This is a genomic window from Amycolatopsis sp. NBRC 101858, assembly GCF_030269325.1.
Classification (GTDB): domain Bacteria; phylum Actinomycetota; class Actinomycetes; order Mycobacteriales; family Pseudonocardiaceae; genus Amycolatopsis; species Amycolatopsis ponsaeliensis.
Map to the genome: position 1 here is coordinate 52,435 of NZ_BSTD01000009.1, position 25,416 is coordinate 77,850.

Annotated in this window: 26 protein-coding genes and 1 pseudogene; 15 read left to right on the forward strand and 12 right to left on the reverse strand. The window is 71.7% G+C overall.

From position 1 onward, the window contains the following. Positions 1–92 precede the first annotated feature (92 nt). Positions 93–1,250: an FAD-dependent oxidoreductase gene (locus QSK39_RS50680; protein ID WP_285485023.1), complete on the forward strand. Its 1,158-nt coding sequence runs from the start codon at positions 93–95 to the stop codon at positions 1,248–1,250. On the opposite strand, the gene QSK39_RS50685 is transcribed toward QSK39_RS50680, so the two are convergent. Continuing rightward, positions 1,234–2,100: an esterase/lipase family protein gene (locus QSK39_RS50685; protein ID WP_285485024.1), complete on the reverse strand. Its 867-nt coding sequence runs from the start codon at positions 2,098–2,100 to the stop codon at positions 1,234–1,236. The genes QSK39_RS50680 and QSK39_RS50685 overlap by 17 nt on opposite strands. Positions 2,101–2,181: 81 nt before the next feature. After that, the gene (locus QSK39_RS50690; protein WP_285485025.1) at positions 2,182–3,600 is read right to left on the reverse strand and encodes a carbon-nitrogen hydrolase family protein; all 1,419 of its coding nucleotides are present in this window, start codon (positions 3,598–3,600) and stop codon (positions 2,182–2,184) included. A 201-nt stretch (positions 3,601–3,801) separates the two neighbouring features. Here QSK39_RS50690 and QSK39_RS50695 point away from each other — a divergent pair, with 201 nt between their 5' ends. Then, positions 3,802–4,926 (forward strand): inorganic phosphate transporter, encoded by a 1,125-nt coding sequence (locus tag QSK39_RS50695; protein WP_285485026.1) that lies wholly within the window; start codon positions 3,802–3,804, stop codon positions 4,924–4,926. An 8-nt stretch (positions 4,927–4,934) separates the two neighbouring features. Then, complete coding sequence (locus tag QSK39_RS50700) at positions 4,935–5,156, forward strand: hypothetical protein (RefSeq protein WP_285485027.1); 222 nt, start codon at positions 4,935–4,937, stop codon at positions 5,154–5,156. Here QSK39_RS50700 and QSK39_RS50705 read toward each other — a convergent pair. Next, positions 5,138–5,881: a hypothetical protein gene (locus QSK39_RS50705; protein WP_285485028.1), complete on the reverse strand. Its 744-nt coding sequence runs from the start codon at positions 5,879–5,881 to the stop codon at positions 5,138–5,140. The genes QSK39_RS50700 and QSK39_RS50705 overlap by 19 nt on opposite strands. Then, positions 5,878–6,087, reverse strand: coding sequence for a hypothetical protein (locus QSK39_RS50710; protein WP_086863938.1), 210 nt, complete (start codon positions 6,085–6,087; stop codon positions 5,878–5,880). Before QSK39_RS50710 ends, QSK39_RS50705 begins: the two co-directional genes overlap by 4 nt. A 27-nt stretch (positions 6,088–6,114) precedes the next feature. On the opposite strand from QSK39_RS50710, the gene QSK39_RS50715 reads away from it, so the two are divergent. From QSK39_RS50715 to QSK39_RS50725, 3 genes are read left to right on the forward strand one after another with little or no spacing between them, the layout of a single operon-like run. Next, on the forward strand, positions 6,115–6,840 hold the full coding sequence (locus QSK39_RS50715; RefSeq protein ID WP_285485029.1) for a dienelactone hydrolase family protein: 726 nt from the start codon (positions 6,115–6,117) through the stop codon (positions 6,838–6,840). A 21-nt stretch (positions 6,841–6,861) separates the two neighbouring features. After that, positions 6,862–8,427 (forward strand): sensor histidine kinase, encoded by a 1,566-nt coding sequence (locus QSK39_RS50720; RefSeq protein WP_285485030.1) that lies wholly within the window; start codon positions 6,862–6,864, stop codon positions 8,425–8,427. Next, positions 8,424–9,098, forward strand: a complete 675-nt coding sequence (locus QSK39_RS50725; protein WP_285485031.1) for a response regulator transcription factor — start codon at positions 8,424–8,426, stop codon at positions 9,096–9,098. Before QSK39_RS50720 ends, QSK39_RS50725 begins: the two co-directional genes overlap by 4 nt. Here the strand turns inward: QSK39_RS50725 and QSK39_RS50730 are convergent. Next, positions 9,043–10,194 (reverse strand): FAD-dependent monooxygenase, encoded by a 1,152-nt coding sequence (locus QSK39_RS50730; protein WP_285485032.1) that lies wholly within the window; start codon positions 10,192–10,194, stop codon positions 9,043–9,045. The two genes, QSK39_RS50725 and QSK39_RS50730, sit on opposite strands and share 56 nt — an antisense overlap. Before the next feature lie 108 nt (positions 10,195–10,302). On the opposite strand from QSK39_RS50730, the gene QSK39_RS50735 reads away from it, so the two are divergent. After that, positions 10,303–10,785, forward strand: coding sequence for a TetR/AcrR family transcriptional regulator (locus tag QSK39_RS50735; protein ID WP_353051133.1), 483 nt, complete (start codon positions 10,303–10,305; stop codon positions 10,783–10,785). Between the two features lie 101 nt (positions 10,786–10,886). Then, a pseudogene (locus tag QSK39_RS50740) lies at positions 10,887–11,571 on the forward strand (IS5 family transposase); the annotation flags it as partial. Positions 11,572–11,739: 168 nt separating this feature from the next. On the opposite strand, the gene QSK39_RS50745 reads toward QSK39_RS50740, so the two are convergent. The 5 genes from QSK39_RS50745 to QSK39_RS50775 form a co-directional block, all read right to left on the reverse strand. Next, on the reverse strand, positions 11,740–12,687 hold the full coding sequence (locus QSK39_RS50745) for a cold-shock protein (protein ID WP_465444001.1): 948 nt from the start codon (positions 12,685–12,687) through the stop codon (positions 11,740–11,742). A gap of 203 nt (positions 12,688–12,890) precedes the next feature. Continuing rightward, complete coding sequence (locus QSK39_RS50760; RefSeq protein ID WP_285485034.1) at positions 12,891–13,679, reverse strand: ABC transporter permease; 789 nt, start codon at positions 13,677–13,679, stop codon at positions 12,891–12,893. Then, positions 13,676–14,590, reverse strand: coding sequence for an ATP-binding cassette domain-containing protein (locus QSK39_RS50765; RefSeq protein ID WP_285485035.1), 915 nt, complete (start codon positions 14,588–14,590; stop codon positions 13,676–13,678). The genes QSK39_RS50760 and QSK39_RS50765 overlap by 4 nt, the downstream gene beginning before the upstream one ends. Positions 14,591–14,666: 76 nt before the next feature. Then, positions 14,667–17,372: an ATP-dependent helicase C-terminal domain-containing protein gene (locus QSK39_RS50770; RefSeq protein ID WP_285485036.1), complete on the reverse strand. Its 2,706-nt coding sequence runs from the start codon at positions 17,370–17,372 to the stop codon at positions 14,667–14,669. Then, a complete protein-coding gene (locus tag QSK39_RS50775; protein ID WP_284749458.1) occupies positions 17,369–18,199 on the reverse strand; it encodes a glutamate ABC transporter substrate-binding protein in 831 nt (276 codons plus the stop codon). The genes QSK39_RS50770 and QSK39_RS50775 overlap by 4 nt, the downstream gene beginning before the upstream one ends. A gap of 67 nt (positions 18,200–18,266) precedes the next feature. Here QSK39_RS50775 and QSK39_RS50780 point away from each other — a divergent pair, with 67 nt between their 5' ends. The 6 genes from QSK39_RS50780 (at position 18,267) to QSK39_RS50805 (ending at position 22,070) form a co-directional block, all read left to right on the forward strand. Then, complete coding sequence (locus QSK39_RS50780) at positions 18,267–18,794, forward strand: MauE/DoxX family redox-associated membrane protein (protein WP_285485037.1); 528 nt, start codon at positions 18,267–18,269, stop codon at positions 18,792–18,794. 72 nt (positions 18,795–18,866) lie between these two features. Continuing rightward, positions 18,867–19,607 carry a DsbA family protein gene (locus QSK39_RS50785; RefSeq protein ID WP_285485038.1) on the forward strand — a complete coding sequence of 247 codons (741 nt, stop codon included), beginning with the start codon at positions 18,867–18,869 and terminating at the stop codon, positions 19,605–19,607. A 110-nt stretch (positions 19,608–19,717) separates the two neighbouring features. Further along, positions 19,718–20,047, forward strand: a complete 330-nt coding sequence (locus QSK39_RS50790) for a hypothetical protein (RefSeq protein WP_285485039.1) — start codon at positions 19,718–19,720, stop codon at positions 20,045–20,047. Beyond that, the gene (locus QSK39_RS50795; protein ID WP_285485040.1) at positions 20,044–21,177 is read left to right on the forward strand and encodes a C40 family peptidase; all 1,134 of its coding nucleotides are present in this window, start codon (positions 20,044–20,046) and stop codon (positions 21,175–21,177) included. Before QSK39_RS50790 ends, QSK39_RS50795 begins: the two co-directional genes overlap by 4 nt. A gap of 9 nt (positions 21,178–21,186) precedes the next feature. Further along, positions 21,187–21,567, forward strand: coding sequence for a YbaB/EbfC family nucleoid-associated protein (locus QSK39_RS50800; RefSeq protein ID WP_285485041.1), 381 nt, complete (start codon positions 21,187–21,189; stop codon positions 21,565–21,567). A 5-nt stretch (positions 21,568–21,572) separates the two neighbouring features. Beyond that, a complete protein-coding gene (locus QSK39_RS50805; protein ID WP_285485042.1) occupies positions 21,573–22,070 on the forward strand; it encodes a YbaB/EbfC family nucleoid-associated protein in 498 nt (165 codons plus the stop codon). On the opposite strand, the gene QSK39_RS50810 is transcribed toward QSK39_RS50805, so the two are convergent. After that, entirely contained in the window at positions 22,067–22,912 is an 846-nt protein-coding gene (locus tag QSK39_RS50810) for an alpha/beta fold hydrolase (RefSeq protein ID WP_285485043.1), read from the reverse strand. The genes QSK39_RS50805 and QSK39_RS50810 overlap by 4 nt on opposite strands. Positions 22,913–22,926: 14 nt before the next feature. After that, positions 22,927–23,418 carry a DinB family protein gene (locus QSK39_RS50815; RefSeq protein ID WP_285485044.1) on the reverse strand — a complete coding sequence of 164 codons (492 nt, stop codon included), beginning with the start codon at positions 23,416–23,418 and terminating at the stop codon, positions 22,927–22,929. A 154-nt stretch (positions 23,419–23,572) separates the two neighbouring features. Here QSK39_RS50815 and QSK39_RS50820 point away from each other — a divergent pair, with 154 nt between their 5' ends. Beyond that, on the forward strand, positions 23,573–25,399 hold the full coding sequence (locus QSK39_RS50820) for a glycoside hydrolase family 3 protein (protein WP_285485045.1): 1,827 nt from the start codon (positions 23,573–23,575) through the stop codon (positions 25,397–25,399). Positions 25,400–25,416: the final 17 nt, after the last annotated feature.

Genomic DNA, 25,416 nt, shown 5'->3' on the forward strand with positions numbered 1-25,416 from the left:
CGCGCGAAGACACAGTCCGGTATGGGTTAGTCCGGGCGGCGCTGGCAGGCTTACCTGTGCGTCCCTTCCTCGGAAGCGACGAAGGGACAGCTGTGTCTGTGATCATCATCGGTGCCGGCCTGGGTGGCTTGAGCTTGGCGCAGGGCCTGCGCCGAGCCGGGATCCCGTGCCAGGTCTACGAACGCGACGAGTCGGCCGGTGCCCGCAAGCAGGGCTACCGGCTGCACATCAGTGGCGTCGGCGACGCGGCGTTGCGTGCGGTGCTGCAACCGGAGCTGCACGAACTCTTCCGTGCCACCGCGGGCCGGGCGTTGCCGCACACCGACGTCTACGACGACCGGCTTCGGCTGGTCACGCGGCTGGAAGACGAAGGAACCCACCTCAACATCAACCGCTTCACCCTGCGGCAGATCCTGCTGCACGGCCAGGAAGTCTCGTACGGCAAGCGATTCACGCACCACGAAACCGACGAAGACGGCGTGACAGCGCATTTCGCCGACGGGACCTCCGCGCGCGGCAGCCTCCTGGTGGGAGCGGACGGGATCAACTCCCTGGTGCGGCAGCAGTACCTGCCGCACGCCCAGGTCGTCGACGCCGGGCTCGTGCACCTTTACGGCCGCATCCCGCTCACCCCGGCGACCCGGGCGCTGTTCGAACCGGAGATGTTCGCGGTGTTCTCGATGATGGTCGGCCCGGACCGGACGATGGCCGGGTTCGCGCCGGTCGACTACCCGGAACCGGTGGCCGACGCGTGCGCCCGCCTGGTGCCGGACCTGCGGCTGCGCGACACCGAGCCGTACATGACGTGTTCGGTCGGCGCTCGCTGGGAGGTCGTCGGCCACACCGAGGCGGACCTCGCCGCGATGACGCCGGGTGACCTGCAGAAGGTGGCCCTCGGGCTGGTCGAGAGCTGGCACCCGCTGGCCGGGGCGATGGTCGGGCACTGGGACGTCCCGGCGACGTTCCCGCAGCCGATCCGGACGAGCGTGCCGATCGAGCCGTGGGAACCGTCGCGGGTGACGCTCGTCGGCGACGCGATCCACGCGATGAGCCCGGCCGGCGGCGCGGGCGCCAACACCGCGTTGCGCGACGGTGCGGCGCTGGCGTCCGCGCTGGCCGGGGCTCCGCTGCTCGAGGCCGTGGCCGCCTACGAGTCCGCGATGGTGGATTACGGGTTCGCCGCGGTGCGGGAGTCCGCCGAGAACGGACGCCGGTTCCTCGGGCAGAACCCGCTCACAACGGGAGCGTGAACGGCGTGCACTTCGGCGAGTAGGACGCGTCGAGCGCGTGCAGGATCAGGCCGGTGACGTTCGGGTCGATCGCCTGGCTCAGGTGGCCCGACGCGTCCGACGGGCAGAAGTCCTGCAGCACGATGTCCGTCGTGCCCGGCTCGTTGAGGATGCCGCTCGTGTACGGCGTCACGACCTCGTCGTACCTGCTCACGATGCTCGTGTAGGCCGGCCCGGCCACGTGCACGCCGCCGCGGGCGAGGTCGTCCAGGAACGCCGACGGCGCCAGGTATTCCGTGCACGCGCCGCACGCCGTCTTCAGGATCAGGCCCAGGCCCGGAACGGTCGTCAGGAGTGCTTTCGCCAGCTTGTCGAGGCCGCCGAGCGTGGTGCCGCGGTAGTTCGCGCCGAAGCCGACGAAGTGCGCGATCTTCGCCGCGCCGCCGCCGTACTTCAGGTAGTACGCGGGCATCGTGCTGCCCTCGGAGTGGCCGACGATGTCGGCCTGCGCCGCGCCGGTCGTGGCGCGCACCCGGTCGACGAACCGGCCGAGCTGCGCGGCGCTGTCGCGCATCGACGCGAGCCCGCCGACGCCGGGGCCGAGGATGCCGGTGCCGTAGGTCAGCGAGAAGACGCAGTAGCCCTGGGCGGCGATCTTCGGCGCGTGGAAGAACCAGTTGACGGTGTCGTTCGCGCCGAGGCCGTGCACGAGCACGACAGGCTCCGGGTGCGCGGCCGACGGACGGCAGCTCCAGTCGTTCCAGCCGCTGCTCGGTGCCGCTTCCGCGACCGCCGGCGCGACCGCGCCGAAGGTGAGCGCCGCGGCGAGCACGGCCAGGGTTCGCTTGACACCGCCGTTGGTGACCCGCATTCCGTTGCCTCCAGTTACCCGTCAGTACGTGATGCAGATCATGCTGCGTCACAGACGGCTGGAGGCGAGCTGGGAAAACGCTCAGAGTTGGCCGGTGTTCGTTGTGATGGGTGACAACGACGGCTTGCGCGCCCCGACGACGATCCCGGCCACCGCGACCAGGCCGCAGAGCCAGGCGAACCAGTCGCCGAAGCGCGCGTAGAAGGTCTTTCCGGGTCCGGTCGGGACATCGGCGACGACCACCGTGAACGGGCTGCCGCCGGTGTGGGCGTCGGCCAGGACGTGGCCAGAGGCGTCCGCGAGCATCGGCGTGCCGTGCGCCGCGCTCCAGGCCACCGAGAAGCCGTTCTCGACGCCGCGGATCAGGGCGGTGCGGCTGTGCACCCAGCCGTCGACGTTCTCGTCGGACGCCGGGATGAGGACCAGGCCCGTGCCGGCTTCGCCGTAGTCGCCGCTCGGGTCGGCGAAGTTGACGTCCATGCACACCATGAGCCCGATCCCGGCGAGGCGTGCGAGTTCGGTCCCGTCCGCGATGTTCTTCGAATCCCCGTTGTGCCACTTGCGGTATTCGACCGGGGCGCCGGACGGCGGCACGGCGAGCGCGGCGTTGAACCGGCCTTCGGGGGTGGTGTCGAGGACGCCGGTGACGACGTCGAGGCCGCGGACCCGGGCGATGTCCGCGAAGGCGTCGACGAGCCGGGGCCGGCTGGTCTGGTCCACCGCGAACGCGGCTTCCTGGAGCACGACCGCCTGGACGCCGTCCGGCAGCCGGCGGATCTGGTCCACATAGGACTGGATGAGCGCCTGGCCGTCCGGGGTGGCGACGTCGACCGCCCAGCGGCTCTTGTCCGGCGCGACCAGGGCGATCCGCGTCGACGGCCCGGAGGCCGCCGGCACGCTCCAGAAGACGAGCGCGCCCAGCGCGGCGGCCACGGCGACCAGCCCGGTCAGGCGGGACCGGGCGCGGACGCCGGGGGCGAGCGCCGCGGCGACGGCGGCCGGCACGAACAGCACCAGGAACTCCACGCCCCAGCCACCGGTGACCGCAGCGATCCGCAGCACGTCCGGCCGGTCGGCCTGGGTCGTCATCAAGGTGCCCATGAGCCCGGTCGGGTTGAGGAGGGAGACGCCGTAAAGCGCGACGGTCCACAGCGCCGGTGCGGCGAGTGCGGCCAGAAAGCCGTGGTTGCGGCGGACCAGCAGCCGGAACAGCCCGGCGGACAACGCGAACAGCAGCGCGCTGCCGCCGAGGATCGCGATCGCCGCGGGGCGCGGGACGGCCAGCGAGTGCCAGAAGTAGCTCCAGCTGCCGGCGCTGCCCGCGAGGTAGGCGGCGAACGCGCAGCCGAGCGCGGCCGCGGCGGGGACGCGGGGAGCGAGCAGCAGGATCGGCAGCGGGGCCAGCCACGCGAGCTCGGGCACCGGATCCAAGCCAGTGCCGAAGAAGAACACCACGGCCGACGCCACCGTCGCGACGACCGCCCACCCCAGCTTGTTCATCGTTGCCCCTTTCGTCCGGCATCGACGGTCGCAGGCGAACCGGGCGAGGGCACTGGGCCAGACCACCGGGTCCGGGGTAGGGCTGTCCTCACCTCGGTTCATCGGAAGTTCAGGGAGCCGTCACACGACAGGGATCGGAGGGCGTCCTGTTGATCAGTAGCGTTGCTATCGAACCGTCTCCGGCATCGGAAGAGGGCCGCCATGGACTTCTCGCTCATCGTGCTGGTGGTGATCGTCGCGGCATTGGCCTTCGACTTCACCAACGGCTTCCACGACACGGCCAACGCCATGGCCACGTCCATCGCCACCGGGGCCCTGAAACCGCGGGTCGCGGTCGCCGTGTCCGCCGTGCTGAACCTCGTCGGCGCGTTCCTCTCGGTGGAGGTCGCGAAGACGATCTCCGGCGGCATCGTCGACGACACCAAGGTGACGCCGGTGATCATCTTCGCCGGCCTGGTCGGGGCGATCGTGTGGAACCTGGTGACCTGGCTGATCGGGCTGCCGTCGAGCTCGTCGCACGCCCTGTTCGGCGGGCTGATCGGCGCCACCTGGATCGCCTCGGGCTCGGACGCCGTGCACTTCGGCAAGGTCGTCGAGAAGGTCCTGATCCCCGCGCTCGCCTCGCCGATCGTCGCCGGGATCGTCGCGACGCTGGGCACCTTCCTCGTCTACCGGATCACCGCCCGTGCGAAGGACAAGACCGTGGGCCGGACCTTCAAGGCCGGCCAGATCGCGTCGGCGTCGCTGGTTTCGCTCGCGCACGGCACGAACGACGCGCAGAAGACGATGGGCGTCATCACGCTGACGCTGATCGCGTCGGGCTCGCTCGCGCCGGGCTCGAACCCGCCGATCTGGGTCATCCTCACCGCGGGGGCCGCGATCGCGCTGGGCACCTACCTCGGCGGCTGGCGGATCATCCAGACGATGGGCAAGAAGCTCACGGAAATCCAGACGCCGCAGGGCTTCGCGGCCGAAACCAGCGCCGCGGCGGTCATCCTGACCTCGGCCCACCTCGGGTTCGCGCTCTCGACGACGCACGTCTGCTCGGGCGGCATCATCGGCTCCGGCCTGGGCCGCAGGCTCGCCGAGGTCCGCTGGGGCGTCGCCGGGAAGATGGTCGTGGCCTGGGCGCTGACGCTGCCCGCCGCCGCGATCGTCGGCGCGGTCGCCGCCGAGGTCTCGACGCTCGGCACCTGGGGCACGGTCCTGATCGGCCTCGCCGGGGTCGTCGTCGCGGTGGGCATCTACCTCGCGTCGAAGCGGAACCCGGTCAACGCCAACTCCATCAACGAGTCCGAGCCGGCCGCGCAGCCGGCCAACGCCTGAGGAGCGCCGTGCACATCGATTGGGGTTCCCTCGGTCTCGTCTTCGTCGTCGCGCTCGCTTCGGTGGTCGTGCTGACGAGCCTGTTCTCCTTCGGGGTGGTCGGGCTCTCCCAGCGCGAATCGGCCCGCGAAGCCGGTGCCTCGGGCACCGGCCCGCTGGCCGGGGCGGTGATCTGCTTCGCCCTGTGCGCGGCGATCGTCGGGTACGGGATCTACTTGATCGTCGCCTGAGCGCGTTCCCGGAGCCCGTCCGGGAGCCCGCCGAGCATCGGCTTGAGCGTCTCGCGGCGGGCATCGCCGAGGTGGCCGAGCAGGTCGAGCGCCGGGGTCCACAGGTCTTCGTCGGCTCCGGCGGCGGTGATCAGCCTGCCGAGGCGGTGCGCCGGGAGCAGGCCGACGACGTGGTCGATGCGGTTCTTGTCGTCGAGGACGAACGCGATCCGCAGCAGGCCGGGGTCGTCGATCTCCGCCAGGGCCCGCCGCACGGTCGGGTCCGGCAGGTGCCCGACGAACCGGCCGAGGGTGATCCAGTCCTCCTTGCGCGCCAGTTCGGCCGCCACCGCGAGGACGGTGTCGAGGGGGATGCGCGAGATGATCGCGCTCGCGCGCCGCGGGTCGAGCTCGGCCGCGACCTCGGCGAGGAACCGCGGGTGCAGCCGCTTGGCGACGTCGACGCCGCGCGCGACGTCGACCACCCCGGCGATCCGGGCGCACAGCAGCGGGCCGAACACCTTCTCGGCGATCTTGGCGAGCACCCCGCCGGGCAGCAGCCGCGCGGCCAGGGCCATCCGCTGCAGCACGGCGCTGTTCGCGTCGAACAGCGTGTCGGTGACCTGCGTGCGGAACGCCTGCAGGTCGTCGGCGTCGACGCGGGCGAGGTACTCGAGCCGCGCGGGCTCGACCCCGAGGACGCGGGCGAGCTTGAGGATCTCGGCCTCGGCTTCGTAGTTCGTCACAGCCCGACCGCCTTGCGGACCGCTCCGCGCAGCAACGCGGGCACGTACCGGAGGCCCTCTTCGCCCGCTTCGGCCAGGGCTTTCGCCTGCCGCCGGCGCGCGTCGCGCAGCGCGTCGGCGAGGTCCTGCCGTTCGTGCTCTTCGAGGGCCTCGATGCCTTCGGGGAGGTAGCCGCCCAACTGTTCGGCGAGTGTGCGCTCGGCCATGGTGGATCATGATGCATCATGCGGGACATGAGCATCGAGACGTCCACCGTCCGTGTCGGCGACCTTTCCGCGTACCTGGCCCGCCCGGCCGGCGGCTCCGAGCGCGGGATGCTGCTCCTGCCGATGATCACCGGCATCGGCGAGCAGGTCCGGGCGTGGGCCGACGAGCTGGCCGGCCGCGGGATCACGGCGTTGACCTGGGACGTCTTCCACGGCGCGAGCACCGACAACACCTCCCGCGAGGACCTCGGCGCGAAGCTGGGCGAGCTGCGCGACGAGACCGCGCTGGCCGAGCAGACGGCGTTGCTCGACCACCTGCTCGGCGACCTCGGCTGCACGTCGGCCGGGGTCATGGGCTGGTGCCTCGGCGGCCGCTTCGCGCTCCTGCTCGCCGCTCGTGACCAGCGGCTTTCCGGCGTCGTCGCGTACCACCCGACGGTCCGTGAGCCGGCGCCGCCGAACCACGACCTCGACACGGTCGCTTTGTCGACACAGATCACCGCGCCGGTGCTCGTCGCCTACCCGGAGGCCGACACCGTCGTCTCGCACGAGACGTTCGCCCGCCTGCAGACGGCATTGCAGTCCCGGCCGCGCGGCGCGACGTTCACCCAGCACTTCCCGGGCGCCGAACACGGCTTCAGCGACTCTTCGCGGCACGGCACCGCCGTCAACGCCGACGCGTACGCGCTGTCCTGGCCGCAGACACTGGCGTTCCTGGACACCTTGACTTTCGGCAGTGGTCCGGCCCGCTGACGCCCTTGTAGCTTCGAACTCGTGCGAGAGGTGACGAAGCGCAGGTGGCGCGTGGTGCTGGACGTCGCCCTCGGGCTGTTCCTGGCCTTCATCGTGGTCGCCGACACGCTGGGCCAGCGGACCTGGGAGCTCGTCGCCGGCCTCGCCGTCGTCGCGGGATCGGTCGCGACGGCCCGGCGGTACCCGGCCGTCTCGCTCGGCATCGCCCTGGTCGGGACGCTCGCCGTCCCCTTCCCCTACGGCGACCGCGTCCCGGTGTGGACGGTGTTCGTGCTGGTGGCGATGAGCTACCAGGCCGCGCTGCGGATGGCACGGGCCCGTCCCGCCGTGGTGATCGGCGGGACCGTCGCGCTGCTGGGCGTCCCGGTGTCGCTGCTCGTCGGCCCCGACGGCCTCGGCGACTGGGGCTCGATGATGGCGATCCTCGTGTTCGCGGGGCTGTCGCCGTGGCTGCTCGGCCGGTACGTGCGGGTGCGCGGCGAGCTGGCCCGCACCGGCTGGCGCCGGGCCGAGGAGATGGAAAGCCGGCAGCGCCTGGTCGCCGACCAGGCCCGCCTGCGCGAACGCGCGCGGATCGCCAGCGACATGCACGACTCGCTGGGCCACGAGCTGAGCCTGATCGCGGTTCGCGCGGCGGCGCTGGAGGTCGCGGGCGGGCTCGACGACGGCCAGCGTGACGCCGCCACGCAGCTGCGGACCAGCGCCGCGGCGGCGACCGAACGGCTGCGCGAGATCATCGGCGTCCTGCGCGAGGACGCCGCGCCGGTCGAGCCGGTGCAGGGCGACCTCGGCGAGCTGATCTCGCGGGCCCGGGCGTCGGGGTTGCTCATCGATTCCACTGTGGACAGCGAGCTGGCGCCGCCGATGGTCGCGCGCGCCGCCTACCGCGTGGTGCAGGAAGCCCTGACGAACGTGGCCAAGCACGCGCCCGGTGCCGCGGTGACCGTGCGGGTGACGAGCACCGGTGCGCAGACGTCGGTGACCGTCGTGAACGCGCCGCCGCCCGCCGGCCCGCTGCCCGGGGCGGCGTCCGGGCACCTCGGGCTGATCGGGCTGCGTGAACGTGTCCGGCTCGTCGGCGGGACGCTGAGCGCGGGGCCGCGCGAGGGCGGGTTCGCCGTGACCGCGGAGCTGCCGCACGGCGCCTCGCCGGTCGAGGAGACCCCGGAGCGGCGGGAGGCGGCCGACGACGCCGTCGGGCAGTCGACGTCGGCCCGGGCGCTGGAGCTGGCCCGGCGCGACGTGCGGCGCAGCCTGATCCAGGCGGTCGCCATCCCGGTCGCGTTGTTCGGCGTGCTCCTCGCGGTCAGCGGGATCGCGTTCCTCTACCAGTGGAACACCTCGGAATTGCCCGCCGGAGTGTACGAACAGCTGCGGATCGGGCAGTCGCGCGCCGAGCTGAGCCTGCCGGAACGCCAGCGGTCCGCGCGTCCCGTGCGTGGCGAGCCGCCTTCGGTCCCCGGCGCCGTGTGCGAGTACTACGGCACCGGGAGATCGTGGCTCGACAACGACTACGCCGCCTACCGGCTGTGCTTCTCCGACGGGAAGCTCGTTTCGAAGAACTGGTTCAGCGAGGGGGATTCGTGATCAGGGTCGTGCTGGCCGACGACGAGGCGCTGATGCGGGCGGGGGTGGCGGCGATCCTCGGCGCGGACCCGGGGATCGAGGTCGTCGCCGAGGCCGGGGACGGGCGGTCGGCCGTGGCGCAGGCGCTCGCCACGCACCCGGACGTCGTGCTGCTCGACATCCGGATGCCCGGCCTGGACGGGCTGGGCGCGGCCGCGGAGATCCGGCGGCTGCTGCCCTCGACCGGCGTCATCATGCTGACCACGTTCGGCGAGGACGAGTACATCGAGCGCGCGCTCGGCCTCGGCGCGGGCGGGTTCCTGCTGAAGTCGGGTGACCCGCGCGAGCTGCTGGCCGGCATTCACGCGGTCGCCGACGGGGCCGCGTTCCTCTCGCCGAAGGTGGCGCAGCGGGTGATCGCGCGCCTGTCGGGCGGCCGGCTCTCCCGGGCCGCGGCGGCGCGTGCCAAGGTCGCGGCGCTGACCCCGCGCGAGCGGGAAGTGCTGGCACTGGTGGGTTCCGGACTGTCCAATGCGGACATCGCGGCGAAGATGTTCGTCGTCGAGGGCACGGTGAAGGCGCACGTGAGCACGATCCTGACCCGGCTCGGGGCGAAGAACCGGGTGCAGGCGGCGATCACGGCGTACGAGGCGGGACTGGCCGGGGGAGACGAGGCGGCCGCCAGCCGTTGATCGAGGCGCCGGCGCGGGCCGTCAGTTTCGTGGGGACGAGCCGCAGCAGGCTCATGCGCAGGGCGGTGAGCACCGGGCTGGTCAGCTGCGGCCCGGCTTTGCCCGCCCGGACCGACGCGCGCGCGACCCGCTGGCTCCGGGGCCGCCGCTGCGCGTCGTAGGCGGCGAGGGCGGCATCGACGTCGTCCACTGTGGACACGCTGTGGGCGAGCACGACGGCGTCTTCGAGGGCCTGGCAGCCGCCCTGACCGAGGAACGGCGGCATGGCGTGCGCGGCGTCGCCGAGGAAGGCGACCCGGCCGCGGACGTAGGTTTCCAGGGGTGCGGCCAGGTGGTGGAGGTCGTGGTACAGCAGGGCTTCGGGCGGCGTCGCGTCGATGAGCGCTGGGATCGGGTCGTGCCAGTCGCCGAAGTGCTCCTTCAGGTACGCCTTGAGGTCGGCCGGGCGGGCGCCGGGTTCGGTGACGGAGGAGGCGAACCAGTAGACGTCGCCGCCGGTCAGCGGGAGCACGCCGACCTCGGTGCCGGGGGCGAAGGTGGTGCTCAGCCCGGGGATCGCCGCCGGCCGGGCGATGCCGCGGAAGGCTGAGCTGCCGCTGTAGACCGGCCCGGGGTGGTGGGGGAAGAGGGCGCGCCGGATCGGGCTGTGGATGCCGTCCGCGGCGACGACGAGGTCGGCTCGGATCTCGCCGCCGGCGAAGCGGACGACGCCGTTTTCGGTCACTTCGGTGACCTCGGTGCCGGTGCGCAGGAGGTCGGCGGGGAGGGCGTCGAGCAGGCCGGCGATGAGATCGGCCCGGTGGATGCCGGCGAGCGGGCGCCCGTGGCGGCGCCGGAAGCCGTCGGCGTCCCACCGGGCGACCCACCGGCCGCGTCGGTCACGGAGGCCGCCTTTGTCTTGGGCGGCGAGGTGTTCGCCGAGGTCGACGCCGAGTTCGTCCAGGCAGCGCAGGGCGTTCGGCCAGAGCGAGATGCCGGCGCCGACGTCCCCGAACTCTTCGGCTCGTTCGAGCACGGTGACGGTCCAGCCCGCCCGGTGCAGCCCGATCGCGGCCCCCAGGCCACCGATTCCCCCGCCGACGACCACTGCGCGCATGGCTCCTCCTCTACATCTGTAGAGGACACTACACCTGTAGAGTGCGTCTTCGTGGACCGGCTTTCGGTGATTGGTGACGCGGCGATCGAGGTGATCGCGGCGGAGGGCATGCGCGGGCTGACGCACCGGGCGGTCGACCGTGCGGCCGGGTTGCCGCTGGGCTCGACGTCGTACTACGCGCGCACACGGGCGGCGCTGCTGTCGTTGACGATGGCGCGGATGGTGGCGCTGGACCAGGTCCCGCCGCGGCCGGGTGGGCTGGCGGAGTCGATCGCGGGGTTCGCGTTCGAGGCGATCACATCCGGCCGGACGCGGATGCTGGCCCGGTACGAGTTCGCACTGGAGGCGACGCGGCGCCCGGAGCTGCGCGCGGTGTACGACGAGGGTGGGTTGCTGATCCGCCGCTTGGCGGTGGAGGCGTTGAGGGAGGCGGGTTCGTCCGACCCGGTTCGGCACGCGACGGTGGTGGTGAACTGGCTGGAGGGGACGATCTTCGACTCTTTGGCCGGGACGGGTTCTCTTGCGCCGCCTGGTTTCGAGGCGTTGGTGGAGAGTGCTCGGGAGCTTTTGGCCGGGATCGGGGTGGGGTGAGTCCGGTTGTCCACAGGCCTGGTGGGATGTGGACAACCGGAGTTCTTCGGCGGTCTTGGACCTGGTCTCAAAACTTAAGGGTGTGTCACTGCGTAACCTGCCGTGCCGCGCTGGAGGGCATCTTGTTCGTGCTCGACACCGGCTGCCGCCGGCGAGACCTACCCGAGGAGCTCGGATGCGGTTCCGGGCACACCGCGTGGCGGCGGTTACGTGAGTGGCAGGACGCCGGCGTGTGGGACCGGCTGCACCGGCTCGTGCTCGACGAGCTGTCCACCATCGACGAGCTCGACTGGACCAGAGGCTGCATCGACGCGGTGTCGGTGCGGTCGAAAAGGGGGGCGAGCTGACCGGCCGCAGCCCCACTGACCGGGGTAAAGCCGGCTCCGAGTACCACGTTCTGTGCGACGCGAACGGGCTACCGCTGCACATCATGTTGTCGGCGGCAAACACCCACGACAGCATGCTGTTCGAGCCGCTGCTGGACACGAACCCGACCGTGCGCGGCCACCACGGCCGGGCGGGCCGGCCACGATGCCGACCGGACAAGCTGCACGCCGACAAGGGCTCGACTACCGCCGCTGCCGCCGCTACCTGACCCGCCGCGGTATCAAGGTCCGTATCGCCCGGCGCGGGCTTGAGGGCGAGTCCCGCCTCGGCCGGGTCCGCTGGGTCGTCGAACGCACGATCTCCTGGCTGCTGCGGTTCAAACGCCTCGGGCTCCGCTACGAACGCACCACGCTGGCGCTACTCACGCTGGCCTGCACCGTGATCAACGTCCGCCGGCTCATAAAGATCGAGCGCGGAGCAGGTCCTCGGGTCGGCACGGGGCCCCCGTCACCACGAGGGAGATCGATCTCCCGGAGGAGGCTGCAGCCGCGTTGCTGACGCCACCATCGACGGGGATGAACGAGCACTCTCGTCGGGAAGTGATCAGCCATCGGTGGGGCCGCCTCGTCAGAGGCGTTCGATGCGGTCGGCCTGCGGGCCCCGGTCGCTCTGACGCACCGCGTACCGGACCCGGTCACCCTTCTGCAGCGGCTCCGACCCCATGATCACGGACGCGTGGGCGAAGAGATCGTCGCCGCCTGCGTCCGGGGTGATGAAGCCGAAGCCGCGGTCGCCGTCGTAGCGCGCGACGACGCCCTCGCCGCCTCGAACGGGCACGTCCCGCGCCGCCGGCCCTGCGGCCGCGGCAGGCGCCGACCGCTGCGGCGCCGTCTGGGGCTCGGCGCCCCGGACCAGGTGCACGTCGCGGGCCTGCGGGCCTTTGTCTCCACTGGCCACCTCGTAGGCGACGCGGTCGCCCTCCGCGAGCCACGTCAGCCCCTCGGCCAGGGCCCGGGCGTGAACGAAGACGTCCCCGGCGCCGGAGTCGGGGTTGATGAAGCCGAAGCCCTTGTCCTCGTCGTACCAGGCCACCGTGCCGTCGGCACCGTCCGCGATACCGGCCGCAGCGGGTGAGCCGGCCCCTGCTCCCAGCGGGATCACATGCCCGGCCTGCGGGCCGCGCTCGCCTTCGACGATCAGGAAGGCCACCCGCTGCCCCTCGGTGACCACGCCGCCGGTCACGATGGCGGAGCTGTGCACGAAGATGTCGGCGCCGCCGCCGTCCGGCGACGCGAAGCCGTACCCCTTGCCCGGCTCGTACCAGTTGACGGTGCCGAGCAGGCCCACGGCGCTGCCGGTGGCCGCATCGGCGGTGACGCGAACGCGCAGCGCCTGGGGCCCGCGGTCGTTCTCGCCGACCTCGAAAACGACGGCCTGACCCTCGCGGAGCACTTTCGCGCCGCCGTCCCCGACGATCTCGGAGGCGTGCACGAACACGTCCGGCGAGCCGTCCTCGGGCGCGAGGAAGCCGAAACCCCGTTCGGCGTCGAACCAACGGACGGTTCCTTGCGGCATCAAAGGCTCCAGGTCGAGAGGGCGGGCACTGGCCCCCAGTCTCTCTGACAGACCTCCGGTCCGTCGGGCCGGGTCCACAGGCGGGCGGTGCGGAGCCGGGGGCGGGCCGTCGGGTGGGGCCCGCCGCGCAACGGGCCGTCCCCGCGATCACCGCACCGCTGTCGATCAACACCCCCTCCGCGCTCGCCCCTGAGAGCGCAGTCTCAGGCGTCCCGGCGCTGCAACACCGCGCTTCCCGCCACCAGCGCCGCCGCGGCCCAGCCCGCGCAGATCAGCAACCCCACCCAGGGCGCGTACGGGGCCGGGGCCATCGTGATCGGGTTCGGGTGCCCCGTCTCGACCATCGCGTTCACCCCCGCGATGCCCGGGAAGTACGCCACCAGCTCCGGCAGTCCCAGCGATGCCACGATCAGCGGCAGCGGCACCAGCAGCACGATCACCGTCACCAGCGTCCCCGCCGCGCTGCGCAGCGCCCAGCCGATGCCCGTGCACAGCAACCCCAGCAACGCGAAGTACCCGCCCATCCCGGATGCCGTCGTGAAGCCTCCTTCGAGCGTCGTCGGCAGGCCGTGGCCGTCCTTCACCGCCGTGGCCAGTGCCATGCCCGCGCAGGAAAGCGCTACGCCGTAAGCGAAGAGCACCGGGAGCAGCACTGCCGCCTTCGCCAGTGCCACGCGAGAGCGGACCGGCGTCCACAGCAGCGTCGACCGGATGCCGCCGCCCGCGTACTCGCTCGTGACGAACAGCGTTGCCAGCGCGATCACCGCGAACTGCGTCAAGTAGAAACCGCCGCCGAGGGCGATGGTGCTCGCCGACTGGGGGTCGTCGTCGAAGTGCTGGGCTATTCCGGACAGGGTGCTGTAGCCCAGCATCAGCGCCGTCCCCGCGATCAGGCACCACCACGTCGCCCGGACCGACCAGAACTTCGTCCACTCCGCCGCCACCGCTCCGGACAGGCCGCCCGCGCGTGCGCTTGAAGAAGTCACAGTCATGCCGACACCCCGTATTCCACCGAAGAAGCGGTCAGTTCCATGTACGCCTGCTCGAGCGACGCCGTCCGCTCGGCGAGCCCGTGCACGCGGATCCCCAGCTCGTGCACCACATCGCCGACGCGGGTGACGTCGAGACCGTCCACCACCAGCTCGTCCGGCTCGCCCGCGTGCGTCGACCCGCCCTCGGCGCGCAGCCGTGCGGCGAGCTTCGAACGTTCACCGTCGGCCGGGACGCGGACCGAGACCGTCGTGCGGGAGTTGCCCGCGATGAACTCCGCGACCGGCGCGTCGGCGAGCAGTTTGCCCTTGCCGATGACGATCAGGTGGTCGGCGGTCAGCTGCATTTCGCTCATCAGGTGGCTGGAGACGAACACCGTCCGCCCCTCCGCGGCCAGCGAGCGCATCAGCTGCCGGACCCAGCGGACGCCGTCCGGGTCGAGGCCGTTGACCGGCTCGTCGAACATCAGGACGCCCGGGTCGCCGAGCAGCGCCCCCGCGATGCCGAGCCGCTGGCCCATGCCGAGCGAGAACTGCCCGGCCCGCTTGCCGGCGACGTCCGAGAGCCCGACGGTCGCGAGGACCTCTTCGACGCGGCTCGTCGCGATCCCGTTGCTGCGCGCCATGGCCGTGAGGTGCTTCCCGGCGCTGCGGCCGGGGTGCAGTGCCTTGGCGTCGAGCAGCGCGCCGACCTCGCGCAGCGGGTGCCGCAGCTCGGCGTAGCGCTTGCCGCCGACCAGCACCTCGCCTGCTTGTGGGTGGTCGAGGCCGACGGTCATCCGCATGGTCGTCGACTTCCCGGCGCCGTTCGGACCGAGGAAGCCGGTCACCTGGCCCGATGTGACGTCGCAGGTGAGCGCGTCGACGACGGTCTTCTCCCCGTAGCGTTTCGTGAGTCCCCTGAGCGTGATCATGACCCCAGTCTGGGATTTCCGGGACGCTGGGGACATCGGCCGACGGTCGCAGCCGACCCCCGACTTTCGGCGGGGTTCAGGCGCGGCGGCGGGTGTGCCGGGTCGGGGCGGCGGTGGCCGGGTCCTCGGGCCAGGGGTGCTTCGGGTAGCGGCCGCGCAGGTCGGCGCGGACGCCCGCGTAGCCGCTGGTCCAGAAGCCCGCGAGGTCGGCGGTGATCGCGGCGGGGCGGCCGGCGGGGGAGAGCAGGTGCAGCACGACCGGGACGCCGGCGAGGGTGGGCGTTTCGGTCCAGCCGAAGGTCTCCTGAAGTTTGACGGCGAGCACGGGTTGGTCGCCGGTGTAGTCGACCCGAATGTGCGAGCCGGACGGGACTTCCAGTCGATCCGGGGCGAGTTCGTCCAGTTTGGACGCTTCGGGCCAGGGCAGGAGGGCCTTGAGTGCGGTGCCCGCGTTGATGTTCGCGAGGTCGGACTTCCGGCGGGCGTGCGACAGGTCCAGCCAAGTGTCCACTTCGGACAGAAGGGTGGCGTCGTCGACCGCGGGCCAGGGGGCGCCGACGACGCGGTGCAGGAAGGCCATCCGTTCGCGCAGGCGGGTGGCGTCCTGGCTCCACTTGAGGAGGCCGAGGCCGTTTTCGCGGAGTCCGGTGACGAGGGCGTCGTGGACGTCCGGGGCGCGGAGGGGTTTCTCGGACAGGACGATCGCGCCGAGCTTGCGGACGCGGCGGGCCACGACGTCGCCGTCCCAGGTGATTTCGTCCACTTCGGACACGGGACCGACGTGCGTGGCGAGGGTTTCGTCGGCGGCCGCGGCGAGGCGGATGGTGCCGTGGACGCGGCCGGGGTCGCGGGTGGCTTCGGCGATGGCCAGCCATTCGGAGTCGAGGCCGCTGCCGGGCGGGAGTTCGGCCGCGGTGCCGCCGGCCATGAGGTAGACGGGCGCGCCCCCGGGACGCCGCCGGGCGAGCCGCTCGGGGTGCGCGAGGGCGACGACCAGCGCGGGATCGGGCCGGGCATCGCCGGCCAGGTGGGGTGTGTGGCCGGTGGCTGCTCGGGTGGGAGAACGATCGGTCGCTCGCTTGCCGGCTCCGGGTTCGGTCTCGCCGGAGGGAGAACGACCGGTCGCTCGCCGGTTGGCGCCGGCTTCGGTGCTGCCGGAGGGAGAACGATCGGTCGGTTGCGGGTCGAGCCCGCGCTCGGTGGTGCTGGCGGGAGAATGATCGGTCGGTTGCCGGGCGGGGCCGCGTTCGGTGGTGCCGGAGGGAGAACGATCGGTCGGTTGCGGGTCGAGCCCGCGCTCGGTGGTGCTGGCGGGAGAACGACCGGTCACCCGCCGAGCGTTCGGGCGGTCGGTGAGCAACCCCTCGAGCCGCCGGGCGTCGCGCTTCCAGCGTCGCGAGCCCTCGTCCGCGGCTGAACGGAGCCTTCTCAACTCCGCGTTCACGTCCGTCAGCGTTGCGCCCGCGTCCAGCAGGGCCACCACCTCGGCCGCCGTCCGGGGGCCGACCTCCGAAGCGCCGTCCAGCAACGCCCGTGCCAGCCGGGGGTGCAGGCCCAGCTCCGCCATCCGGCGACCGCGTGCCGTCACCGCTCCCGAAGCGTCCGTTGCACCCAACGTCGCCAGCAACGCGCGCCCCGCCGCCAGTGCGCCCTCGCCCGGTGGGTCCCACCAGGCCAGACCGCTCCCGTCCGGCGTCGACCAGCACGCCAGCTCCAGCGCCAGCCGGGCCAGCTCGGCCGTCCTGATCTCCGGCTCCGGGTACGCCGGCAGCAACGCCTGCTCGTTCGCCGCCCAGCACCGGTACGCCCGCCCCGGCCCCTCGCGGCCCGCGCGCCCGGAACGCTGCGTGGCCACCGCCGCCGAGACGCGCACCGTCGCCAAACCGGGCAGGCCGCGTCGGTGGTCGACTCGTGGCACTCGCGCCAGCCCCGAATCCACCACCGCGCGCACGCCCGGCACCGTCAGGCTCGACTCCGCCACCGCCGTCGCCAGCACCACTCGGCGACGCGACCGCGGCCGCAGCGCATCGTCCTGGTGTGCCGCCGACAGCCGCCCGTGCAACGGCAGGACGTCCACATCGGACAGAGACAGCATCCCCGACGTCCGCGCGATCTCGCCCGCGCCCGGGAAAAAGGCGAGCACGTCACCGTCCCCTGAGGACAGTGCCGTCCGCACCGCCCGCGCGACGCACGCCTCGATGCGCTCACCCCGCGCCGGCGGGACGTACGAGAAAGCCACGGGATAGGTCGCCACCGAGGCCGTGATCACCGGGGCATCACCCAGGAGCGTCGCGAGCCGGCCCGCGGCCACCGTCGCCGACGTCGCCAGCAGGCGCAGGTCGTCGCGCAGCCCCGCGCGGACGTCGAGCAGCAACGCCAGCAGCAGGTCCGCGTCCAGGTGCCGCTCGTGGCACTCGTCGAGCAGCACCGTCGACACCCCGGGCAGCTCGGGATCGCCCTGCACGCGCCGCACCAGCAGCCCCGACGTCACGACCTCGATCCGGGTCCGCGCCGACACCTTCCGGTCGCCGCGCACCGCGTACCCCACCGTCTCGCCGACCGGCTCACCCAGCAGCGCGGCCATCCGGGAAGCCGCCGCGCGGGCAGCCAGCCGCCGCGGCTCGGCGACGACCACCCGGCCGCCGGACGAAGCCAGCGCCAGCGGCACCAGCGTCGTCTTCCCCGTCCCGGGCGGCGCGACGAGGACCGCGGTGCCGTGGGCGTCCAACGCGGAAAGGAGCTCGGGCAGGACAGCGCGAACCGGGAGATCGGGCAGCTTCACTTCTCGGTGACCTCGGGTGGGGCGGGCAGCTGGTAACCGGACGGCCCGATGTTCGCGTTGAGCGAGCGCAGCCATTCGCCGGAGGAGATCATCTTGCGGATCGCGTCGTCGACCGCGTTCACGCCCTGGCTGTCGCCCTTGCGCAGCCCGACGCCGTAGCTCTCCTTCGAAAACGCCTTCCCGACGACCTTCAGCAGCTCGGGGTCGCGCGTGACGTAGCCCGCGAGGATCACCCCGTCGGTGGTCATCGCGTCGATCTGGCCGGCGAGCAGCGCGGTCACGCAGTCCGGGTACCGCGGGTACTCGACCAGCTGCACGGCCTGCGCGAACTTGTCCTTCACCTGCTGCGCCGGCGTCGACCCGGTGACCGAGCACAGGCGGCGCCCGTTGAGCGTCTCCGGGCCGGTGATGTCCGGGGACGTCCGCCGCACCAGCAGGTCCTGCCCGGTGGTGAAGTACGGCCCGGCGAAGGCCACCTGCTGCTTGCGCTTGTCGGTGATCGAGTAGGTCGCGACGACCAGGTCGACCGCGCCGGACGTGAGGTCCGTCTCGCGCGTCGCGGACGTCGTCTCGCGCCACGTGATGTCCTTCGCGGCGACCCCCAGTTCCGACGCGACGAAAGTCGCGACGTCGACGTCGAACCCGACGAACCGGCCGTCGACCGTGCGCTCGGAAAGCCCCGGGGCGTCGAACCGGATGCCGATGGTCAGGTGATCCGTCGCACTGGCACGGGTCACCAGCGAGTCGGTCGGCGAGACCTTCGACGGACCGCAGGCCGCCGCCGTGACCAGCAGCAACGCCGAACCGAGGAGCGTCCGCCACCGCATCGCGCCCCTCCCTCCGCCGTCGCCGTGCCCTCACGTGGTTCTCAGGTCCTCCCGTTAGCCTAAGTGCGTGGTGCGACCGTCCCAACCCGTACTGGACGCCGTCGGCACGCTCGCCCGGGTCGGGCTGGCGGCCGTCTGGCTCGTTTCCGGTGCGCTCAAGCTGGCGGATCCGGGGCAGACGTTGATCGCCGTGAAGGCGTACGACGTGCTGCCGGACGCACTCGCCAACGTGGTGGCCATCGCGCTGCCGCTCGTCGAGCTCGTGCTCGGGTTGTTCCTGCTCGCGGGCCTGGCGACCCGGTGGGTCGCGGGCGCCGCGCTGGTGCTGCTCCTGGTGCTCATCGCCGGCATCGCCCAGTCCTGGGCGCGCGGGCTGAGCATCGACTGCGGGTGCTTCGGCGGCGGCGGCCAGGTGGCGGCGGGGCAGACCGAATACCCGCAGGAGATCCTCCGCGACTCCGGTTTCGCGCTGCTGGCGGTGTGGCTGCTGGCGCGGCCGCGCACGTGGCTGTCGCTCGACGGCTGGCTCGCGCGAGGTCGCGGGAACTCTGACGAACCCGAGCCCGACTACTCGGGTATCGCGGAAGGGAACTGATACACAGTGGGTGGAGCTGAGCGGACCGCTCGGAAGCGTCGTCAGGCCGCACAGGCCGGGGGAGCCAGGGCGGTGGCCCAGGCCAGGGGCGCGTCGACCGACAAGCGGAAGTGGATCATCGGAATCGCCGCCGTGGTCGTCGTGGCCGCGCTCGTGATCGGCGGCGTGATCTGGACGATCTCGGACAAGAACAAGACCGACGGCCAGGTCATCAACCCCGGGCAGGGCAGTTCGCTGGCCGGCGGCGTGACGCAGAAGCGCGACGGCGTCGTCGTCACCGTCGGCAAGGCGGGCGCGAAGGCCACGATCGACGTCTACGCCGACTTCCTCTGCCCGATCTGCGGCCAGTTCGAGAAGACCTACAAGACCGACGTCGAGCAGGCGATCAACGACGGCAAGCTGCAGGTGCGCTACCACATGGTGCCGCTGCTCAACGACCGCTCCGACCCGCCGGGCTACTCGCTCGACTCGGCGAACGCGGCGCTGGCCGCGGCCGACGCCGGCAAGTTCCTCCAGTTCCACGACGCGCTGTTCGCGAACCAGCCCGAAGAGGGCAAGCGCGGCTACGACAAGGCGCAGCTGATCAAGCTCGGCCAGGACGTCGGCATCACCGACCCGGCGTTCTCGCAGACGGTCAACGCCGGCACGTACGACCAGCAGGTCAACGCCGCTTTCCAGCAGATCGAGAACGACCCGAAGCTGGCGCAGGACTTCGGCAACGGCCGGAGCGGATTCGGCACGCCGACGGTCACGGCGAACGGCGCGATCGTCAACTGGCAGGACTCGGGCTGGCTCGCGAAGGTCACCGGCTGACTCCGGGCAATTCGCCCACTCGGGTAGGGACCGTCGACTAGGCTGTTTCCCGGAGCAGGGGAACCGGGGGTCGCACGCGCACGTCGCACCTCCGGTGACAGGGAGGGCCAGTGGGCGGTTCGCATCAGGGGTTTCACGTCGACGACGGCGCGTACGCGAGGTACGCCCGCCAGGTCGACCCGCTCGGTGACGACGTCAAGGGCGCGGCCGACACGCACGTCGGCCCGCACGTCGGCGTCGGCTTCTCCGACATGGGTGCGGAGTCCGGCCTGACCGGTGCCTACAGCGGCCGGATGCGCGCGCTCCAGGAGCGGATGCACCGCGTCGGCGGCGGCTGGCGGCAGGTCGGCGACGCGGCCCGGCAGACCGACCGCAACTACGCGGCGGTCGAGGCCGAGCACGGCGACGTCGTCCGGCGCCTCGGGACGGATCTCCCGTGACCGAGCACCACACCGACCAGCTCGTCCGGCACAGCCTGGACACCACGAACCAGTTCGCGGACAAGCTGCGCCACGACCCGGCCGCGCTCAGCGGCGCGCGCGACGCGCACGTCGCGTTACAGACGTCGGTGGGACGCACCCGCGACACCGCGGCCGACCAGCGCGTCAACCTGACGTCTGCGAGTTCGGGGGCCACGACCGATCGCGCCACCGCGACGTCGCAGAGCCTGGAGAAAGAGGTCCAGGACCTCCTCGACGAGAGCGCCGAGATCGAGAAGGCCGTTGCCGAGGCGGCCGAGACGCTGAACCTGGGCGAGATCAAGAACGACCAGGTCCGCGACCAGATCATCAAGGAGATCTCGGCCGCGATGAAGGCGCTGGCGGCGGTGAAGTCCATCCAGCCGCCGGAAAGCCGCGCCGCCGCGTCGCGCGACATCCTGATGAAGCTGCAGACCAAGATCAGCCAGCTGACCGGCCAGGCCGCGACCTTCAGCGAGCAGACGATCACCCAGCTCACCGACATCGGCACCAAGCTCGGCGGCGGCGGGGAGCAGACGACGTCGGCTTCCTCGGCTTCGACGCACGTGGGGTCGTCGTTCAACAGCAACAGCGGCTACTCCGGTGGTGGGGACTCCGGAGGCGGCGGCGGTGGGGGAGGAGGCGGCGGTGGCGGGGGCGGCGGTGCCGTGCACAAGCCGCGGCTGCCGGTCGCGATCCCGCCGCAGCCCGGCTCCGGCGTCGCGATCAACCTGCCCGGCGGCAAGCAGGTCATGGCGCCCAACGAGACTGCCGCGAAGGCTGTGCGCAACGCGCTTTCGCAGCTCGGCGTGCCGTACGTGTGGGGTGGGACCGCGCGCGGCCAGGGGCTGGACTGCAGTGGCCTGACCATGACGTCGTACCAGGACGCGGGGCTGCAGCTGCCGCGGACGGCGAAGATGCAGACGGTCGGGGCCGAGGTGCCCTCGATCGACCAGCTGCTGCCGGGCGACCTCGTCGTCTGGTCGGGGCACGTGGCGATGGTGATCGGGGACGGCCAGATGATCGAGGCCGGCGACCCGGTGCAGATCAGCAAGATCCGCACCACGAACGCGGGACAGTCGTTCATCGGCTTCTACCGGCCGACGGGGTAACTTCGCACCGTGGCCGAATTCGACATGGACCTCGCTTCCTCGCGGATCGCCGAGCAAGCGGACCGCGCGGGCGCGGAGGCTTCCGCGCGCTTCGAGCGATCCGGCCCGGTGGTGGGCAAGGCGTCGTCCCCGGACAGCACCATCGAGGTCGAGGTCGCGCCCGGCGGGCTGCTGACCGGGCTCAGCATCCACCGGTCGGCGTTGCGGCACGGGTCGTCGGTGCTCGCCGACCAGATCCTCGAGCTGGCCCAGCGCGCGACCCGCCGCGCGGGCGACAAGATGTACCACGCGCTGGCGCCGGTGGTGGACGCGTCGCAGCTGGAAGTCCTGGGTTACGAACCGATCCCGGACGACGACCCGGACGCCGACACCTACTCGTACGGAAGGTGAGCGCGATGCCCACGACGCGTGAGCTGATTTCCCAGGCCCGGGCGCGCGAAGAGGCGATGGCCCGCGTGGACGAGCTGCTGGCGTCGGCATCCGGCACGGCCCACGACCTCGACGGCCAGGTGGAGGCAACGGTCGACGGCCGCGGCAAGCTGCTGCGGCTGTGGCTGGCGCCGTCGGCGGTGAACCTGGGCGAGAGCCTGGGGCCGCTGGTGGTGGAGATCGCCCAGGCGGCCATGCGCGAGGCGACCCAGGACGGCTACAACAAGGTCGCTTTGCTGCTGGGCGAAGAGATGACGTCCTTGATCGAGCAGATGACGGGCATGCCGGCGCCCGCGCGAGCCGAGGACGACGACCCGGGGATGACGGTCGAGGAGTTCCAGCGGCTGAGGGCGGAGCGGCTCGGTTCGGCGCCGCCGGAATCACCCGAACCGGTGACGAGCGCCGAGGACGAGGACGCATATTGGGACTCCTTCGACCCGGCTTCGTTGCGCTCGGATCGCTAGGCCAGCCGCGCCACGAGGTCCGTGACCTCGTCGAGGTGGGCCGCCGTGGTCAGGTGGCCCATGCCCGGGAACACCTGGACGTCGCAGCCGAGCGTGCGGCGCGCCGCCGGGACCAAGCGGCGTGGGGGCAGGAACCGGTCGTACTCCCCGACTCCGACGACGCACGGCTGCGCGGAGCGACGCGCCAGGAGCGGAGCAGGCAACGGCGGCGGGGCCAGCGTTGTGCGGCAGCAGCGGGCCACCAGCGTCATCCACTCCACCTCCGTCGCCGGTGGTTCCTCGCCGGGGCCGACGAACAGCCGCAGCATCCGGTGGGTGTTCGCCGTGGTGGGCCGCAGCAGCCAGCGCGTCGAGGCCAGGGCCAGGTGTGGATCCACGCTCAGCCGCACGATCCCGGCGGGGGAGACCAGCACCCGGCCCGCGATGCGCGGTGACTCGGCGGCCAGGACGACGGCCGCGCCGAGCGAATTGCCCACCAGTACGACGTCTTCGGCGTCCGTCGCTGTCAGGACCTCGTCCAGCACGGCGCCGTACCAGGCCGACCGGGCCCGCCGGGGGCGGCGCGGGTCGCTGAGTCCCGGCTGGCCGGGCAGGTCCACCACCGTCGTCGGCCGGCGGGCTGACAGCGCTCGCAGCCACGGCAGGGCCACCGCCGCGGTGAAGCTGGTGCCGGGGACCAGGACGACCCGTGCCGGTCCGGTGCCCGCAGAGGTCAGCTCCACCCGTCCGGCGCTGGTGGTCACCGTCGTACCGGTGATCGGGAAATCCGCGCGCGCCAACGCTTCCGTGCACCAACGCCGTACTTCGCGTTGGCCGCGCGCGTTCTTGTAGACGGCCGGCATCGGGCCAGTGTGGCTCAGTTCAGCTGGGCGGTCGAGTTCGCGCCGTCCAGGGACTCGCGGATGATGTCCGCGTGGCCCGCGTGCTGGGCCGTCTCGTGGATCAGGTGCAGCACGATCCGGCGGGCCGACCAGAACTGGGGATCCGGCGGTGACCACGGGGTCGTCGGCAGCTGCACCGAAACGTCCAGTGAAGGCAGCGACCGCACATACGCGTCCGTGGCTTCGGCGGCCGCCGAGTAGGCCGAAAGCCAGCGCGAGAGCGTCTCGCTCATCGAGTACTGCGCCGTGTCCAGCATGCCGTCCGGGAGCGAGCCGTCCGCGGACTTCAGGACCTGCAGCCACATGCGCTCGCCCGTCGCCAAGTGGCGGATCAGGCCGCCCAGGGTCAGTTCGCTCACCGTCGTCCGGCGGGCCGCGTCGGCGTCCGAAATGTCGCGGACCGGGATCAGCAAGCGCTTCCGCACTTCCGCCAGCAGGCCCAGGAGGTCTTCGTGTTCGCGAGTCATGGGACGACCGTAGAAGCGAATTAGGTCAGTATATGACCGCAATCCGCAATCCCGCTGAGCGGAAACCGAGTTCGGTCAGAGGTCTGGACCAACCCCAAAAGCCTGTGTCTTAATTCAAGGCGTGAATTTCGGTCTCTCGACGAGGAGGACCCGGATGGGTCTCGGACGCAGACTGGGCATCGGCGCGCTGGCACTGGGGTTGCTGGTGGCGTCGGAGACCCCCGCCCTCGCCGGGAACGGCCCGGCGTACCGGGATTCCTGGCGTCCGGTGAAGGTCCGGGTCGCCGACCTGATGTCCCGGATGACCCTCGACGACAAGCTCGGCCAGATGATGCAGGCCGAACGGCTCGGGGTGAAGAGCCCGGCCGACGTCACCACCGGCCGGCTCGGCTCGCTGCTCTCCGGCGGCAGCTCGCAGCCGACTCCGAACACGCCCGTCACCTGGGCCGACATGTACGACGGCTTCCAGAAAGCCGCCCTCGCCACGCCGCTGGGCATCCCGCTCATCTACGGCGTCGACGCCGTCCACGGCCACAACGGTCTTTACGGCGCCACCGTCTACCCGCACAACATCGGCCTCGGCGCGACCCGGGACCCGCGGCTGGTCGAGAAGATCGGCCGCGCCACCGCGGAAGAGGTCTCCGGCACCGGCATCGACTGGGACTTCGCGCCCTGCCTGTGCGTCGCCCGCAACGACCGCTGGGGCCGTACCTACGAGTCCTTCGGCGAGGTCCCGCAGCTGGCCACCGAGATGACGTCGATCATCACCGGCCTGCAGGGAACGAAGCTCGACCGGCCGGGTTCGGTCCTGGCCACCGCCAAGCACTACGTCGGCGACGGCGGCACCACCGGCGGCGTCAACGAGGGCAACACCGAGATCAGCGAGCAGGAGCTGCGCCAGATCCACCTGCCGCCGTTCAAGGCCGCCGTCCAGCGCGGGGTCGGCTCGGTGATGATCTCCTACAGCAGCTGGAACAGCGTGAAGCTGCACGCGAACTCGTACCTGATCAACGACGTCCTGAAGAAGGAGCTCGGCTTCAAGGGCATCGTCGTCTCGGACTACAACGGCGTCGACAAGATCGACGGCAAGACCGGCTTCACCCCCGAAGAGGTCGAAGCCTCGATCAACGCGGGCATCGACATGGTGATGGTGCCCTACGAGTGGCAGAAGTTCATCGACACGCTGCGCACGCTGGTGCAAGAAGGCCGCGTGCCGATGTCGCGGATCGACGACGCGAACAAGCGCATCCTGACGAAGAAGTTCGAGCTCGGCCTCTTCGAGCACCCGCTGACCGATCGGCGGTTCCTGAGCACCATCGGCAGCAAGCAGCACCGTGACCTGGCGCGCCAGGCCGTCCGGGAATCCCAGGTGCTGCTGAAGAACGACAACCACGTGCTGCCGCTGTCCAAGCGCGAAAAGATCTTCGTGGCCGGCAAGAGCGCCGACGACATCGGCAACCAGTCCGGCGGCTGGACGGTCGGCTGGCAGGGCACCAGCGGCCCGGTCATCCCCGGCACCACGATCCTGCAAGGCATCAAGAGCACGTCGTCGAAGGTGACCTACGCCAAGGACGGCGCGGGGATCGACAAGAGCTACGACGTCGCCGTCGCCGTCGTGGGGGAGACGCCGTACGCGGAAGGCAAGGGCGACCGTCCACAAGGGATGGGGCTGGACGCCACCGACCTCGCGACGCTGCAGAAGCTGAAGGACTCCGGCGTGCCGACGGTGGTCGTGCTGGTGTCCGGGCGCCCGCTGGACATCGCGGCGCAGCTGCCGGACTGGGCCGGGCTCGTCGAGTCGTGGCTGCCGGGCAGCGAAGGCCAGGGTGTCGCCGACGTCCTCTTCGGCGCCTACAACCCGACCGGCAAGCTGCCGGTGACCTGGATGCGCAGCGCCGACCAGCAGCCGATCAACGCCGGCGATGGCAAGCCCGCGCTGTTCCCCTTCGGCTACGGCCTGCACTACTCGCGCCACTGGTGATCGTTTCCCCGCCCCCA